Here is a 15,716-nt window from a genome sequence, read left to right as displayed (position 1 = left end):
CATCGCTGTGAACGTTTCGAGCGGAATATAGTAGTTGTCTTTCAGAAGTCGAAAACGGGCGGCATTGAAGCGGATATGATTCGGATTGCCGGCCCGGTACCCGTCCTCTGTTTTCTCGAACGATTCCATGTAGCAGGCAATTCCTTCGATGGCCCAGAAATGGTTCTTTTCGCCGACCTGCCTGCGGATTCGAGTCGATCCGGTTTCGTAAAACAGTTGGTGTGTGGCTTCGTGGTACAGAGTTCCCAGATCACCTTGCGCATCGGGTCGATGGTAAAAGTGTGAGATGCGATCGCCGAATAGATAGATGCCATGCGTTAACGCAATTTGTGGGATCTCTTTTTGTAAGCGTTGCAGATATTCTTCACGTGTGCTGTAGTAATGCATTACATGTTGATAGTTGCTGTTGCGTTTTAGAAAAGGATTTCTGGCGCCTTCAAATAATTTCTTCAGTTGTTCCGGTGTCTTAAAAAAACCAACAAACGTTTGATGGAAATAGCGATGAAAGTCTTCCATTTCTGTTGCTATTTTTACGCCCATTTCCAGACTATGATTTGTTTTGATTAGAAAGTGTTCCGTTTTGATTTCCCAGGCGTTGCGGAAATCGCGTCTGATTTCCGCTTCCTGTGCCGCCGACTTCCAGCGACCGTTGACGAAACGTTCTCCCTTTTCATAGCGGGCAAGATGTGAGGCAGGTAACCAGCCATATTTCGGGTGCCACTGCTGTTTCCGTTTTTTCATTTCCTTTTCAAAGGGGGTCAGCCATTCATCGCCATTGCGAACATAGCCTAATATCTGTCTGACCGACCGATGGTCGGGGTTATGAAATGCTGTTTCCAGAATCCGATCATACGCATAACTGGGAAAACCTGCGTGTAATACTTTCCGGGAAAACACAAACAGAGCATTCGCCTGTTCATCCTGCAGTTTGCGTAGCTTCAATCGCCATGTGCGTTCTGCGGCTGGCAAATTGAGAGGAATATCAGCGCGCAGGGTGCGTGGCAATGGGGTTGCTTGTGGATCGAAATTCTTGATTTCGTTCAACAGCTGGGTAATGGCTTGAACACCCTCTGGCTGTTGATCTTTCTGGCAGCTCCGTGCCAATTGTATTAGCTGATCCTGAAAGTCCGCTTGCAGGCTTTCGTATTGATTCTGGTAGATTTCCAACGCACGCGAATTTTGTGCGAAAGTCTGTTGCGACATCAACAGAAACAGGATGAACAATACCAGCACCCATTTCATCCAACTAAACTCAGCACCACAACAACCGCAAGCCACCTGTCTCCAAAGCGGATTCGTTGACTTACGATTGAATTGAGAGCGTTGATTTCGATGAATTGACATAGTGCTGGATTTCTGATTTAAACCGTAGAACTCGAAACGGAAACAGTCGACATACGCTCTGTAATAATCATACGCGAGAAAGTGGGTAGAAAAAAGAAATAATCTATTAAATTCACCAGATGTGAAGATTACGGCAGTCCCTGTATTCCGGTTACTCCATGTAATGTAACCCGGTCATGAGTGGGTGAAAACTCAATTTGTTGTGCTTCGCTCCTGTTTGGTCCTTTGCCCGCCTGTGAATACCGGCGAATGGTTGCTTTGCGATTTCCAAAAGAACGCATCATGTATAAGTCTTTTGATTCATCAAAGCTGATTGTATCTGCACGTGCGATAAAGGACTGAGTTGTAGGAGAGTTCTTATTTTTGATGAGCGCATTACCTTCCAGTTCGGCATTGCCTTTGGCCAGCATGGAAATAAATTTCTTCTTCTGGCTTTTGATTTCGTGTTGGATCAGCTTCAGGCTGTTGCTGCGCATCCAACCCGCACCGGGAGGCAATTTGTCGGGATCAATGGTATCCAAGGGTCGTTTCACGCCCCCGTAAGTAATCTGCACACGGTCATCAAAAGTGGTACTGCGCTGTTCCACATTCCCGGCCATTTTTCCGTTAAAGTCGATCCGGGTGTACGTCCAACTGTCGGTGTCTGTTTTTTGTGGGGAATTGGCTTGTGAGACATTTGATTCAGAGCCGGGCCGACTGGGGTTTTCGCGTCGCCATAACTTCAGCCAACCAGGACCGCGGGCTTCCGCGTTGCCCGTTTTTTGATCGACATTCATTTGCCAGAAACTGGCGCGGCGGATTCCGATCAATCGGTTTTCCAGATACTCGTTACTTTCGACCTCGACTCCGTCACGACAGGTAATGAAATGTACGGTGGGTTTTTCATCATTTTTATTCGATTGTTTCTCAGTAAAGGAGACACGATCGGAGAGAATGACATCCATTTCCTGGCAGCGTAGCCGGTTGTCTCCCATATTCGTTCGGACTTTTCCAAAGAAATTTGCCGTCAGGCCATCAAAGTCCATCTCCTTTTCCCAGTAGATTTCCAGGACATTATCCTGATTATCCTGGTCGGTCTCTTTTGATTGATTCAGGCTATTGTCTTTGGTAATCCCATCTGCGCCTGAAAGCAGTCCGGCGGCTGATTTTTTTCCACCTCTTACCGGAAGCAGCAAGAGTCCTTTGCCTTTCACCTCAGCTCGGTTTGCCAGGCGATAGAAGAAAATATTTTCGCCTTCGATCTGAAATCCTCGCCCATTGATTTTGGCAGGCCGACCGATGACATGCAGAACCTGATCGTTCTCACCTTTGTTTTGGATATGCAACTGATTGCCCGTAATCCGCAACGGTTTTTCCGGTTCGCCATTTTCCAGTTCGCCTTGAAGTTGTGTGACAGTAACATTTCCTTCGGTCCAGACTTCAGTGACTTCGGCTTTTCCTTCTGCATTTTTATTCACGCGCAATTTCATCAGATCGGCGATTACCATTACCGGTTCGGAAAGTTTTTCCTCAGGTGGTTCATTGATAGATCCAGAGTCCTGACTGTGTGATGGAATTTTGGCCCGGCCTTCCTGAGATTCCAATTGGTTTTGCCTGGTGATGATCGGATCATCAACGGCAAACACAGCCTGTTTGATCGTCGGCATTTGTGGCTGTGTAGCTGGCTGATTACCGACAGGTGCATTTGGTGCCGACTGGGGTTTGGTTACCTGATCAAACCAGACTTCGAGTCGTTTGGTTTTTCCTCTGAGTTCGGGGCTGTAGATGGCGACGTCCCGCTCCGCAATCATTTTATAAGGATCGATTTTGTCTTGCATCTTTTGAGAGTTGTTGGGGCTTGTTTCTTCTGCGCCCTGTTTTTTGGAATCGATCTCTTTCATGGAAGGGAGATCCCCCTTCAGCCATAGGCGGATTACCTGCGCCCCAAGTGCAAATTCTTCGAGGGGTTGTCTGACGACACATTGCTGTTCCAGTTCCACCATCTGCAGGTCTGTTTCCGGGTCGATGGATTTTTTCATCTGTTTGACCCATTCCGCTGCCAACAGCAGATCGTGGGTTTTCGCATCGTAGTGTTTGATCCAGCCTGCACCTTTGCAGATTATCGTCTCCAGTTGATCTTTCTGATTCTGAAGAATTGTAATCTCGGGGCATTGGAGTGTTGTCGACTGCTGTTTAATGCGAACGTTCTGTTGTTTATCCGAGAGAACAATGGTTTTGGTATCTTCGTTATAGGAGAGTCGGTCCATCCAACCAGAAAATTGTTTTTCTTCGGAAATCAACGTGACATTTTTGCCTGTTGCCACCAGTTCCTGGAATGCTAATTTACCGCTGGAATGATCAGACTGTTGTTTCGTTTCTTCTAGAGTCGTCTTTGTCTCTTCATCGACTTCTACTTTTCGAACAAACTGTAGTTGCAGTTGATCGCATTCGAGAGTGTCGGCCTGATAAGCGTTGGTCGGATGATGGACATACACATTATCGGTAAACGTACCCTGATTTGTTTCAAGATTGAAAGTAAAACTACCTGTGCTAGTTACCGTGGCAAAACGTGACTGCGCGTTTTTCGAGGGCTCCTGATCTTTTTTTAAAGCCAGTACCATATGCACGTCGCGTCTGAGCACGATTTCTCGAATCCCTTCGGCAGCGGGTTTGAGTTCCTTCGGTTTTGTGGCAGAGGGAATCAGCTTCATTTCGATGCCTCTTGCCTTGCCTCGATGGTCTTCGTATGCGAATTGCACCTCGTGATCGCTCCAGATATTCATGGAGGATTCATCATAGAAGAAATTGCGTCCATAAATGATCAATCCGTTGGGGCCTGTAATTTTTACAACGCCTTCCAGGGAGCCTGCAATCATTCTGCCGGGATCTGTATGTTTAATACCAAAAGGCTGTTCAAATCGGACAAGCGCTTCTTCACTCATCAGCGCAAATGGTGCTTCGGAGTCACCCTTTTTCGGGTCGAACATCAGCATCGCAAACGGTTTCAGACGGGCCGCTTTTTTTTCCTCTTCCTGTTTCCAGGTATCAGTATAAACGTAGACATTTTCATCTTTAAACTGATAGCGGGCATCGGCTGCCCAGGGAAGATCGGGAAGGTACTTTTTAGCATATTCACTATTTCCGGAAGAGTAAGCGTGAGATGTGATCGTCTCTTTCGGAAACTCTCGCCGAATCACTTTTTCCTTGATCACATGCTGCAAGGTCTGCGCATACACCAGATACGCGCCGGTCAGTGAAACCATTGTGAGCCAGGTCAACAACAGCCGGTTGGCTATCAGGCGATCGAATAATCCATTCCTGTTATATTGAATGGCTCCGGTCATGGAAATGGAAAGGTCGTTTCTAAAAAATGATATGATGTGCTGAAAGGATAGAAATCAGGTTAGCCTGCCGGGCGGTTAATTTTGTTTGGTTTGGTTTGTGGCTGCCAGCCGATGACGTCGGTAATATCAATCAAGCCTGCTAAATGTTGTTGTCGATCGACGACAGGCAATTCACTTAACTTGCGTGATTTCAATAACTCAACGGCTTCTTGGAGTGAAGCATCTGATTGAATGGTGATGGGCTGAGCAATCATGACTTCTGAAATGGGTCGATCCAGTTGTGCGTCGCGTCGTTCTTCAAGCAGACGAGCTAGATCACTGTCTGTAAAAATACCTGTGACACTGTTGGAATCATCCACGATAATGACGGCTCCACTACGTCGACCCGGGGAACACAAGCGTACGAACGTTTCGCGGATGGAACTGGATTCGAAAGTCACACGGACTTCGTCGCGTCCGCGCATGACTTCACTGATATTGGTCAGACGTCGTCCGAGACTGCCCCCTGGATGATATGTGGCAAATTCCAAAGGTGTAAAACCGCGGGCTTTGCTGATTACCAGAGCGAGTGCATCACCCATGGCTAGCATGGCTGTGGTCGATGTCGAAGGTGCTAACTGATGCATGCCGGCTTCTTTTAGTTCTCCGAGACACAAGACAACCTGAGAGGCGCGTCCGAGTGAACTGGTTTCGCGGGCTGTGATGCCAATGATGGGCAGCTCCATTTTCTGAATGATTGGGAGCAATCGTCGGATTTCTTCTGTTTCGCCACTGTTGGAAAGTGCGAGTACGGTATCGTCTGCGTGAAGACAGCCGAGGTCTCCATGAATGGCTTCTGCCGGATGTAGAAAATGAGAGCGTGTGCCTGTCGAAGAAAATGTGGCGCAGATTTTTTGTGCGATAATTCCCGCTTTACCCATGCCCGTTAAAATGACGGCGCCTTGGCGCGATCGGATTAAATCAACGGCGTCGCTGAGTTCGGTACCCAAAGTACGACCCATTTGGCGTAGCGCATCCGCTTCGCTAAAAATGATTTCACGCGCATCGCGTAACTGATCAAACTGGGAAAACTCAATGACCGACCTTAGAGGCAGGGAACTCATTACACCATATCCTTATGTCGCATCCTTGCGGGCATGTTTTGGGGTGCGGGAGTATAAAATGAAGTTGAAAGTGGGTCAATCCGAAAACGAGAGTAAAAAAACGATGTAAGTGTCTTTTGGGAAATGACTTATTTGAATTGTTTTGACAAACTTTATTTCAGAGATGGGCGTCATAATCCGCTTCATTACAATTTCATCATTGGGATTGTAGAAGAATGAACCGATGGGCACTCGTATTTTAAAGGAGAACTTCTACAATGATTTTCTCCTGTGGTAACTTTATCATGTGAAGTCGTCTCGACTATCCTGGGTTTGTCATACTTCCAAATGATGGCGGTATTTGACCATAAATCGAAAACCAAGGTTAAAATCAAAACCTTTGATTTTTCTTAAACACCCAGTCACGCAGAGGATACAAGAAACTTCTCTGTAGACTACCTGATTTACTAAATGGAATCAGCGGTGCTCTGAATGAAGCTCCTGAAATCGGGAACGTGACAATTTGCATGATGAGCGTGTAACCGAAGTATAGAAAAGTGACAGTAGACCAAGCCTTATGTTTTTAGATCGAGTTGACCTATATTGTAAAGCCGGTGATGGGGGAGATGGTTGTGCCAGTTTCCGCCGTGAGGCTCACACTCCGCGCGGTGGTCCCAATGGAGGAGATGGAGGTAAAGGGGGAGATGTAGTTGTGCTTGCCGACGTAAATGTCAGCAGCCTTGCTCATCTGATTGGTCATAAGCATTGGAATGGAGAAAAGGGAAGGAACGGTCAAAGCAGCCAGAAAACGGGGAAAAACGGTGAAGATGCCATTATCATGGTTCCGCCAGGTACCTTGGTGCTAGATACGAAGCGGGGGCATCTGTTACGGGATATGAAAGAGAGTGGCGATCGTGTGGTGGTGGCTAAAGGGGGTAACAGGGGCCGTGGAAACCAGCACTTTGCGACTCCCACGCATCAGGCACCACGTGAGTTTGAACATGGAGGAGAGGGAGAGACACGGGATATTTCGCTCGAACTGAAGTTGATTGCCGATGTGGGACTATTGGGTAAGCCGAATGCGGGAAAATCGACGCTTTTAAGTCGTCTTTCCAAGGCACATCCGGAAATTGCCGCATATCCGTTTACGACAAAATATCCCAATTTGGGGCTTGTTCGCGTCGGTTTTGATCATCAATTCGTGGTGGCTGATATTCCCGGATTGATTGAGGGCGCGCACGCTGGTGTGGGCTTAGGCCATGAATTTCTCAAACACGTTGAACGAACACGGGTTCTCGTACATCTGGTAGAGCCTTCACCGATGGATCAGACCGATCCGATCCAGAACTACCGACAAATTCGGGAAGAGATGCGATTATACGATGCCAGCTTGATGGAGCGCCCGGAAATTATCGTGATCACGAAAAGTGAACTACCTGATGCGGCTCCTGTTGCTGAACTGCTGGAAGAGGAACTGGGGCACCCCATTATGCAGATTTCATCCGCCACGGGTTCCAATCTGGAACAGCTGGTACGCATGATTATTGATGAGCTGCAAAAACTGGAAGTCGAGGCCTGAAGCTGGCGAGGGAGAGTCTGTTGAATTCGGACGATTCAAAAAAAGAGCCAATCCCTTCCGGAGGGGAATCCGGAGAGCCACAAGCGTCTGCCCGCGAAATTCGCGTTCGTTTTGGCATGTATGGCGCGGGCCTGATGATGGTGCTCTGTTTTATGTTTCAGGCAGTCGTCAGTTCTACACAGACGCAAACCGAACGGATTACTGAGTTGGGAGTTCTGATGCTGGTCGGCTATTTCCTGGGTTGGGTGTTTGCCCGGATTCGCTTTTAATCCATATTGCGCTCTTAATTACCTCATTGTAAAATTTGCATTTCAACAAGAAATCAATGGGTGTTTGCAATTTCTACAACGCATTCTCGCGTCGATTTTAAACCAGTGCGTCTCATAATCCGTTTTTGTCTGTGTGATGTAAGTCTATGCGCAATTAACTTTTAAGGTGTGTTGTGCAGGTTGTTTGTCAGGCGAAGGTTTCTTTTTTCGAGTGATTGGTCTCTCGTTTGCATTAGGAAGGATTACCTTTCACTTGCTTCCCTCGTCTGAATGGAATTCACCGACGACGGTTTCAGGTAACTAGAACCATATCGGTTCATCCATCGATCAAAACTCAGAACTCCAATTCGAGTGATCGACCCAAAACTATCCCGTAACAACCAATTGAGAGTTTGTCAGTCGAAGACCCGCATCTTCTTCTGCAATCAATAAGGAACAAGAGGGCATGGAAGCTCAACTTTGTCGCTGTTTCGCGTTATGTCTGGCTGCATTTTTATCTCTGGGTGCCTCTTATAAAACTCCCAATTTTATTACCCATGCACCCTCGGCAGAGGTTGCCAAACAGGTAGGTGATGCCGCGGAAATCTATCGGAAAGAACTGGCAATCACCTGGCTGGGTCATGAATTGCCTAAGTGGTCTGCTCCTTGTCCGATCAAAGTTAAAGTTGGCAATTACGGTGCCGGTGGCGCTACGACTTTCTCATTTGACCGCGGCCATGTCTTTGGCTGGGACATGCAGATTCAGGGTACACTGGAACGAATTTTGGATTCGGTGTTACCACACGAAGTCAATCATACGATTTTTGCCTGTCACTTTCGGCGTCCTCTTCCCCGCTGGGCTGATGAAGGCGCTGCGACCATTGTCGAGCACGAGTCAGAAAAGAAACGTCAACGATTATTGAATCGGCAAGTGATGGGAACCAACAAGCGAATTCCTCTCAGAAATCTGTTGTCGATGACAGAATATCCATCCGAAATGCAACAGGTTCTCACACTATACGCTGAAGGTTATTCTCTGGCAGACTTTCTATTACAGAGAGGTGGCAAAAAACGCTATCTGATGTTTCTGGAAGACGCACATAAAAATGGCTGGGATGAAGCCATCGCAAAGTTATACAAATACAAAAATGTGGAAGCGTTGGAACAAGGTTGGGGTAAATGGATTATTGCCGGCAGTCCTTCTTTGCAGGTTCCCGCTGGTCAACAACTGGCATCTAACGAATCGAATCAGCAACTTGCAAGCGAGAACAAAAACTTAGTGATTCGCTCTCAGAGTCCTGACTCGAACGAAAATGATTCAGAATTCTCATTAGGCGAGCCAATGGAACTGCCTGGACAGACTGAAACAAACGGTTCCAGTAGAAAGTCTCGACCGCTTCCTATTGAATCACGGATTCCCTTTGGCGGCCGTCGTCCAACGCATGACAAGAATAGTTCCATAGCCGCTTTTGCTCCTGAACCAAGACAGATCCCGCGATCTAATCAGCTTCAGGAAAAACAGCAATATGCCAGGGCTCAAGCCCAACCCAGGCGTGTTTCACAAAACCGAGGGCAGCAGCGACCTGCCTATGGATATCAGCGAAGGCCAAGTTCCGGCGGCGGAATTGATCTGGGTGCACCAGGTGAAATCGATTTCTAGCCTGCGTCCAAGTTTACTATAGCGTCTCCAAGGCCATTTGAGACGAGTATCAAGGAACGAAAGGCACTATGGTTAAATGGGATGTGCTTTAGCCTGTGTCCAGGTTTACTGTAGCGTCTCCAAGGCCATTTGAACCGAGTATCAAGGAACGAAAGGCGCTATGGTTAATTGAGATGTGCTCTAGCGCGGCAGTACGGCTACGCGATAGGAACGCGGTTTCGCAGATTCGGTAAAAGCGGCAGAGATGTCATCCAGGGCAAACGTTTGTTCGCAGAGTTGTTGAAAGGGATAGGCACTTTGATATTTGTCGAGAAAGTTCAGTGCGTTGGCTAAATCGAGATCGATATAATTATGAATGCCTTCCAGCCGCATTAGTTTGCGGACCATCGTCTCGGCGGAGAATTGAATCGCTCGAGCCGGGTACACGGAACCGACTAGAATCATCGTTCCACCAATGCCCGTCGACTCCAGGCCATCTTCAATGACTTCGGGAACGCCTGTCATGTCAAACACGAAATCAACTCCGCGATTCTCTGTCAGTTGTTGAATTTCTGTATGAAGAGATTGCTCTTTTTTTACCAGCAGTGCATGGTCTGCCCCAAATTTCTGGCTGCGTTTGACGCGCGTGTCATCGATGTCTGTCACAATAATGGAGGAAGCTCCTTGCGCATGTGCCACGGCAGATGCCGTTACTCCCAGCATGCCCGCACCTAGAATTAAAACGGATCGATTTTGCACATCTCCGGCAATGCGAAACGCGGCCATCACGGTTGCCGTCGCGCAGTTTGCAGGACTGGCGATGAGATCGGGCAAAGATTCCGGCACTTTGAATATGGTCGTGCCTTTGACTAAATGGCAGTGGCTGGCCAATCCGCCGCTCAAATAATTCTGTTCTGTCAAACGCTGATGACCATACTTGAACAGTCGCGCGCATTTTTGCGTTAGCCCGCGTCGGCAATATTCGCAATCTTTACACGAAACGGCGACAGACCAGGTGATGCGATCTCCGATTTTGACAGGTTGATCCTGATAATCCAACACCGGCGCGTTCGCTTCTAAATTGACGACACGTCCCACCATTTCATGACCGAGAATTGTCGGGCAGGGAGTAGAGCGTGTGCCTTCAAATGTATGCAGATCACTTCCGCAAATCGTACAGCAGAGTATTTCCACTAGAACTTCGCCCGGCTGTAACTCGGGCCGTTCTACGATTGCAGATTTTAATGCGGGTTCATCGCCTGTTAGAATGATGGAAAGACATTGATCGTTCATGAGTTCGATTTGATAACCTTACCAGGAGGACTGTCCATTGTGTCGAGTACTTGACCAATCTGTTCTACCAGATTCTGCATGTCAGCGGGAAATACATTTCCAATATTTCCAATGCGAAACGTATCTGCCTGGCTGATTTTACCGGGATAGATCACGTAACGTCGTTTTTTTAACTCGTCATAAAATTGTTTGAACGAAAACAAAGGGGAGTCCGGATAATAAAAAGAGGTAATGATGGGTGACTGCATTGCGCGTGGTAAGAGCGTGCGCAGTCCCAGAGTCTGCATGGCGGAGACGAGCGTGGATTGGTTGTCCAGATAGCGCGCGTGTCTTTGAGTGACGCCTCCTTCCGCCTGCAGTTCATTCAAGGCCTGCAGGAACGCACAGACAACGTGTGTGGGAGAGGTGTAACGCCATTTTCCTCCTTTGTGTTCCATTTCATTCCATTGATCAAACAGGTCGAGACTCAATGAACGCGCAAAACCCTTTGTCTGTTCCAGTTTTTTTAGATTGGCGATGACAAATCCAAAACCGGGAACGCCTTGAATACATTTATTGGCTGAAGAAATCAGATAGTCGACGTGAAATGTTTCCATCGATAAGGGAATCCCGCCGAACGATGACATGGCGTCAAGAATATAATCCTTGCCTGCTTCGGCGACGATTTTTCCGACTTCAGCTGCTGGATTCAACATGCCGGTAGTTGTTTCGCAATGTACCATCGCTACATGGGTGATTGCTGGATCGCTTTTGAGAGTGGTACGAATTTGATCGAGATCGGGAGGTTCGGTTTCAGAATACGATAACTCTTGCAAAGCGATGTTCAAACAACGGGCGATTTGACTGATCCGATTCCCATACGCGCCATTGGAAATGACCAGCAATTTCCCATCAGGGGGAATGACGGAACCGATGGTGGCTTCGACGGCAAAGGTGCCGCTGCCCTGCATTAAGACAGCCGTGTATCCGGGCGAACTGGAAGCCAGTTGAACGAGCTGGCTGCGGATTTCGATGACGCGCTGATTGTAGTCAACATCCCAGGTCGAATAATCGACGCGCATGGCATCACGCACACTCGCTGTTGTGGTCAAGGGGCCGGGAGTCAGTAATAAATAGGGAATGTCAGCGTCCATTTTCGTGCTCACCGGATTCAATTTGATTAATGATTTCAGGAAGTTCCTTCAGTGTGGGAATGACAAAGTGTGCGCCTGCGTTTTTCAGTTTCGTTTCCGCGGTCTGTAACAGTTTGTGTTGTTGATCATTATTCAACGCATCGAATTCCGCGACAGTTAAGCCGACTTCGCTGCCGGTTTGTGTCAATCCGACGGTCCACGTTCCGGCGTTGATACCTGCTTCGATATCGGGGACGGTATCGCCGACTTTGAGAACAGAGTCGGGCGGAAAAATATTAAGGGCTTCCATATTTCGATAAATCATCCAGGGTGCAGGACGTCCTGCGGGTACTTCATCTGCACACATTGTGAAATCAGGGGCATAACCTTGTGCCTCTGCTGTTTTCAGGATGGGATCAAGGACGATTCGCGGATAACCGGTCGTCGCGCCAATTTTGATGCCCCGCTCTTTCAATTGAGAAACCGTTTCACTCACTCCGGAAATAAGATCGGTATAGTTTTGTGCTTCATCTACTTGCAGAGGTGTAAAGGTTTCATAAATATGTTCAACATCACTTTCTGACCAGGGGCTCTGGTGAATCGCCTTCCATTGTGCGGCGATTTCTTCGATTTGGAAAAGGCACCGGATGTGATCTCTTTTGTGCAGACCCATCGGACCGCGCGCCTGTGCGGGAGTCAGTTCGACGCCACAGGCTTTAAATGCTTTGATGAAGGCAGAAATCGGGGCAAAGCAACCGTGGTCGATTGTGGTTCCTGCCCAGTCGAAAATAACGAGTTCAATCTTGGTCGGCTTCATGGCATCTTTCATTCTGTAGGTTTAGAGAGCCTGTTGCTTTAGGACACTCTGGACATAAGTTAAGAAATATTCGAGTTCCGGTGTTTCATAGTCGGGAATTTTGGCAGCTTCATCCCAACTTCGTAAACGCAAGGCAGACTCAGCCCAGCGGTTATTTTCAAACAATTCCACTTCCCGCTGGTCAAAGGGGCCTCCTTGCAGTTGCAGGCTCAGCACTGAGGCGGGTGACAATTGGGAATGATATTGTTTATCTGTGGCACAGCGATAACGTTTCGCATCTACGTGCAGTCGAATGGGTTCAGTCACTTCCTGCTGAAAATATTGAATCAGCCATTGTGCGCCGATGGTTTCGTGTAGATCATCAATGCCCTGTGTTGCGCAATTTTCATCGTGCTTATGTAGCAGATGGCCGATGTCGTGCAGCAATGCGGCGACGATCAATTCCGGAGATTCGCCTGCATGCTCGGCGGAATAAGCGGCCTGCAGCGCGTGTTCGGTTTGAGTGACCGGTTCGCCGGCGTACATTGCGTTTCCTTTGTCGTTGAAGAGTCGTTTGATTTCTTCAACGATTTTTGCAGGATTAAATTCAGGCATCGGGGGCCTCCGGTTTTGATTCAGCAGTGAGCGCTGCCAGATTCATTTCCCGTTCCTGGATCAGCCAATAGACGGTTCCCGCGACGATAGCAGTACAGCAAATGCCTGCCAGTCCGCCGAACGCCATTTTCCAACCATATTCTTGAGCGATCCATCCGACAGTATGCCCGGAAAGAATTGCCCCTAGATAACCGGCGGAGTCGACGAGGCCGGCTACGGTGGAACAACCTCGCTTCCCTCCTAAGTCGATGGCCATCACGCCTGAAAGAAAAGAATAAGGGGCCATCAGAAAAAACGCAACCAGCGAGAGCAGCGTGAGTGCTAAAACTGGTTTGCCGGAAACATCGATGGTGGCGAGTAATATCAGAGATATCACCAGTAAAATCAAACTGGGAAGCACTACTCGCCCATGTCTGCCCCGCAGGCGGTCCGATGTGATTCCCGCTAAATAGGTCGAGCAACCTCCTACCAGGGGAAACAGCATGCTGCCCATTGCTGCACCGCCGATATTAATTTGCGCCACTTCATTTAGAAAAGTGGGCGTCCAGAAATTGAATGTTTCGCGTACCAGAGTCAGGCTGAAATTCATGATACAAATCAGCCAGAATAACGGGCTGGCCATGAGTGGTTTCAAGACCTCTTTAATGGAGATCTTCTCGGCATGATTCCCCTCTTCGCCGAACACATTGATGGGATTCGCACTTGGTTCCGGTATCCCTACCTCATTCGGGCTCGATTTTAACGTTTTGTAGACAAAGAGTGCGATCAGAGACAAAGTAAGTGCGGCTACGAAAAATATCGTGCGCCAGTTTGCCAGAAAGCCGAAAGTGGAATAGGATTCGCCAAGAGAGATCAATCCACCGAGATAAATTCGGGCGAACGCATCGCCGAATAAAAAGGAGAGGGAAAGAATGGCCATCACTGTTGCGTGCCGCTCTACGGGAAACCAGCGAGAGGCCGTTTTTACTAATGCCACCCAGCCCATTGATTGAAAAAAACGATTAAATGCCCAGATGATGACAAACAGGGTCAATCCCGAAACCAGTCCAAACAGAATCGTAAAAATAATCGAGCAGATCATGCCCGTCAGGAACAGTAGTTTTCCACCGAGGAAGTCACCCAGATATCCATTGATTATTTTTCCAATGGCATACAGCATGACGCCTACAGAGGCAACCGTACCCATTTCGACTTTCGTAAATCCCTCTTTGAGCAGTAAAGGGGTGGCTACCGCCAGATTGGAGCGGCAAATATAATAGCCGACATATCCCAGAAACAGACTCAATAGAGTCAATCGCTGCCAGTTTCTGGTTTGGTCTTTTGCCATCGATATTTACTTTATTAAAGAGAGAGTTGTCCGATATTTTCTTTTGCGAGCCCGGGGCCTGTCGTCATTCCCTTACCACCGATTCCAGTGATGAGGTGAATATGATCGCCGCGGGAATGCTGAAAGAGTCCGGCTGACTTTTCCTCAGTATAGATACCACACCAGCGATCAATGACCTGAAAATCCAGATGCACAAACATATTTCGCGCATAATTAATAATTTGCGTTTCTATTTCTGCGGGCAGAAACTCGGTTGGTGGTTCGTCTGAGTAGGAATGAGAATCACCGAGTATGAATTCATGATTCGTATTTTGAGTCATCCAGATTTGGATGCCGTGATCTTGTATCTTCTGATCTGGTAAGGGCAAAGAAATATTCTGTGAACGCTGCGCGTGGAGAAATGCAGGATAGCGTGTCAGTGCAATGGGGGATGCAATACTTGTTCCCAGCTTGCGATTTTCCGGATTGGACAATTTCAGCATTTGCAGCTTGCAGTAGTGCAGATTACTTTTGGTATAGATTTCTGGAAACAGGGTCTGGAGATCAGCGCCGGAGCAGACAAAGGTGTGCCGTGCCTGAAACAAGTTGCCATCGGCGGTTTTGATCTGTACCTGATCGTTGTCTTGCTCGACAGAGACAACAGTTGTGTTCGGCAGGTAATCACAATCGGATGTATTGGCAATCCAGTTGATAAATGCACGAAAAAACGCTCTGGGGTCCAATTGCAGATCGCGCGGAAAGTAGAGACTTCCCTTGCAGAATTCCGGGTTCAGGCAGCTATTCAAATTGATGGTCTGTTTCGAGTTTAAAAATTCTGCCGGGCAATGGTCGTCATTCTGCGTTTGTGACATGTGTTGTAAAAAGCGGGCTTCCTCTTCGGTATGTGCCAGATATTGTGTTCCCGAATGGCGGAGCGGAATTCGCAGTGTTTCACTTAACTCGGAATAAATCTCGCGAGAGGCGAATGCACGGTCGCGCCAGATGCCCGCGGGCATGGCGCTCGGAATGATCAGCCCAAAATTTCTGACAGAAGCCTGTCGCGGAGAGCGATCCCGTTCGATCAACAGTGTTTTGAAACCTCGTCGCATGGAATGATAGGCATGAAACGCACCTAGAACGCCGCCTCCGATCACGATGACATCGTAATTGCGCTGATAAGATTGTGCAGACATGGTTTTGAAACATGTTAAGCGGGAATGAAAAATGAGAAGCTCTCGGCTCGACTTTGTTGTGTATTAAAAAGTATGTCGGATTCGATTCAAAATACAATGACAAATCGCTCAGTATCAATAACAATATTGACATCATGTTCACGGTATCGTTCCGGAATGGTTTGGTATGGCTGGATGATACAGTGT

11 protein-coding genes and 1 pseudogene are annotated in these 15,716 nt (G+C 47.9%); 3 read left to right on the top strand and 9 right to left on the bottom strand.

Going from position 1 to position 15,716, the window contains the following annotated elements:
* The 3 genes and pseudogenes from Q0668_RS13125 to Q0668_RS13115 all read right to left on the bottom strand — a co-directional run.
* Window positions 1-1,344: pseudogene (locus Q0668_RS13125) on the bottom strand (hypothetical protein); the annotation flags it as partial.
* A 128-nt stretch (window positions 1,345-1,472) separates the two neighbouring features.
* The gene (locus tag Q0668_RS13120) at window positions 1,473-4,667 is read right to left on the bottom strand and encodes a hypothetical protein (RefSeq protein WP_298865374.1); all 3,195 of its coding nucleotides are present in this window, start codon (window positions 4,665-4,667) and stop codon (window positions 1,473-1,475) included.
* A gap of 59 nt (window positions 4,668-4,726) precedes the next feature.
* Window positions 4,727-5,770, bottom strand: a complete 1,044-nt coding sequence (locus Q0668_RS13115) for a KpsF/GutQ family sugar-phosphate isomerase (protein WP_298865371.1) — start codon at window positions 5,768-5,770, stop codon at window positions 4,727-4,729.
* 556 nt (window positions 5,771-6,326) lie between these two features.
* On the opposite strand from Q0668_RS13115, the gene obgE reads away from it, so the two are divergent.
* From obgE to Q0668_RS13100, 3 genes are all read left to right on the top strand, one after another.
* Window positions 6,327-7,328 (top strand): GTPase ObgE, encoded by a 1,002-nt coding sequence (obgE, locus tag Q0668_RS13110; RefSeq protein WP_298865368.1) that lies wholly within the window; start codon window positions 6,327-6,329, stop codon window positions 7,326-7,328.
* Between the two features lie 20 nt (window positions 7,329-7,348).
* Window positions 7,349-7,597, top strand: a complete 249-nt coding sequence (locus Q0668_RS13105; protein ID WP_298865365.1) for a hypothetical protein — start codon at window positions 7,349-7,351, stop codon at window positions 7,595-7,597.
* 445 nt (window positions 7,598-8,042) lie between these two features.
* The gene (locus Q0668_RS13100) at window positions 8,043-9,236 is read left to right on the top strand and encodes a hypothetical protein (RefSeq protein WP_298865362.1); all 1,194 of its coding nucleotides are present in this window, start codon (window positions 8,043-8,045) and stop codon (window positions 9,234-9,236) included.
* Window positions 9,237-9,416: 180 nt separating this feature from the next.
* Here Q0668_RS13100 and Q0668_RS13095 read toward each other — a convergent pair whose 3' ends face one another.
* From Q0668_RS13095 to Q0668_RS13070, 6 genes are read right to left on the bottom strand one after another with little or no spacing between them, the layout of a single operon-like run.
* A complete protein-coding gene (locus Q0668_RS13095) occupies window positions 9,417-10,508 on the bottom strand; it encodes a zinc-binding dehydrogenase (RefSeq protein ID WP_298865359.1) in 1,092 nt (363 codons plus the stop codon).
* Window positions 10,505-11,641: a 2-aminoethylphosphonate--pyruvate transaminase gene (gene phnW / locus Q0668_RS13090; protein WP_298865357.1), complete on the bottom strand. Its 1,137-nt coding sequence runs from the start codon at window positions 11,639-11,641 to the stop codon at window positions 10,505-10,507. Before phnW ends, Q0668_RS13095 begins: the two co-directional genes overlap by 4 nt.
* Complete coding sequence (gene phnX, locus Q0668_RS13085) at window positions 11,631-12,437, bottom strand: phosphonoacetaldehyde hydrolase (protein WP_298865354.1); 807 nt, start codon at window positions 12,435-12,437, stop codon at window positions 11,631-11,633. Before phnX ends, phnW begins: the two co-directional genes overlap by 11 nt.
* Window positions 12,438-12,458: 21 nt before the next feature.
* A complete protein-coding gene (locus tag Q0668_RS13080; protein ID WP_298865351.1) occupies window positions 12,459-13,031 on the bottom strand; it encodes a phosphonate degradation HD-domain oxygenase in 573 nt (190 codons plus the stop codon).
* On the bottom strand, window positions 13,024-14,358 hold the full coding sequence (locus Q0668_RS13075; RefSeq protein WP_298865348.1) for an MFS transporter: 1,335 nt from the start codon (window positions 14,356-14,358) through the stop codon (window positions 13,024-13,026). Before Q0668_RS13075 ends, Q0668_RS13080 begins: the two co-directional genes overlap by 8 nt.
* A gap of 14 nt (window positions 14,359-14,372) precedes the next feature.
* On the bottom strand, window positions 14,373-15,530 hold the full coding sequence (locus Q0668_RS13070) for a TIGR03364 family FAD-dependent oxidoreductase (RefSeq protein ID WP_298865346.1): 1,158 nt from the start codon (window positions 15,528-15,530) through the stop codon (window positions 14,373-14,375).
* Between the last annotated feature and the right edge of the window lie 186 nt (window positions 15,531-15,716).

Source organism: uncultured Gimesia sp. (genome assembly GCF_937910335.1).
In the GTDB taxonomy this organism is placed as follows: Bacteria; Planctomycetota; Planctomycetia; order Planctomycetales; family Planctomycetaceae; genus Gimesia.
Note: the sequence above shows the minus strand (reverse complement) of the source record. Positions and strands in the feature narration are given on the sequence as shown.

Bases quoted from the DNA above. Each gene is read 5' to 3' on its own strand.
- Q0668_RS13120 (WP_298865374.1), bottom strand. From the start codon at position 4,667: ATGACCGGAGCCATTCAATATAACAGGAATGGATTATTCGATCGCCTG.
- Q0668_RS13115 (WP_298865371.1), bottom strand. From the start codon at position 5,770: ATGAGTTCCCTGCCTCTAAGGTCGGTCATTGAGTTTTCCCAGTTTGAT.
- obgE (WP_298865368.1), top strand. From the start codon at position 6,327: ATGTTTTTAGATCGAGTTGACCTATATTGTAAAGCCGGTGATGGGGGA.
- Q0668_RS13100 (WP_298865362.1), top strand. From the start codon at position 8,043: ATGGAAGCTCAACTTTGTCGCTGTTTCGCGTTATGTCTGGCTGCATTT.
- Q0668_RS13095 (WP_298865359.1), bottom strand. From the start codon at position 10,508: ATGAACGATCAATGTCTTTCCATCATTCTAACAGGCGATGAACCCGCA.
- phnW (WP_298865357.1), bottom strand. From the start codon at position 11,641: ATGGACGCTGACATTCCCTATTTATTACTGACTCCCGGCCCCTTGACC.
- phnX (WP_298865354.1), bottom strand. From the start codon at position 12,437: ATGAAGCCGACCAAGATTGAACTCGTTATTTTCGACTGGGCAGGAACC.
- Q0668_RS13080 (WP_298865351.1), bottom strand. From the start codon at position 13,031: ATGCCTGAATTTAATCCTGCAAAAATCGTTGAAGAAATCAAACGACTC.
- Q0668_RS13075 (WP_298865348.1), bottom strand. From the start codon at position 14,358: ATGGCAAAAGACCAAACCAGAAACTGGCAGCGATTGACTCTATTGAGT.
- Q0668_RS13070 (WP_298865346.1), bottom strand. From the start codon at position 15,530: ATGTCTGCACAATCTTATCAGCGCAATTACGATGTCATCGTGATCGGA.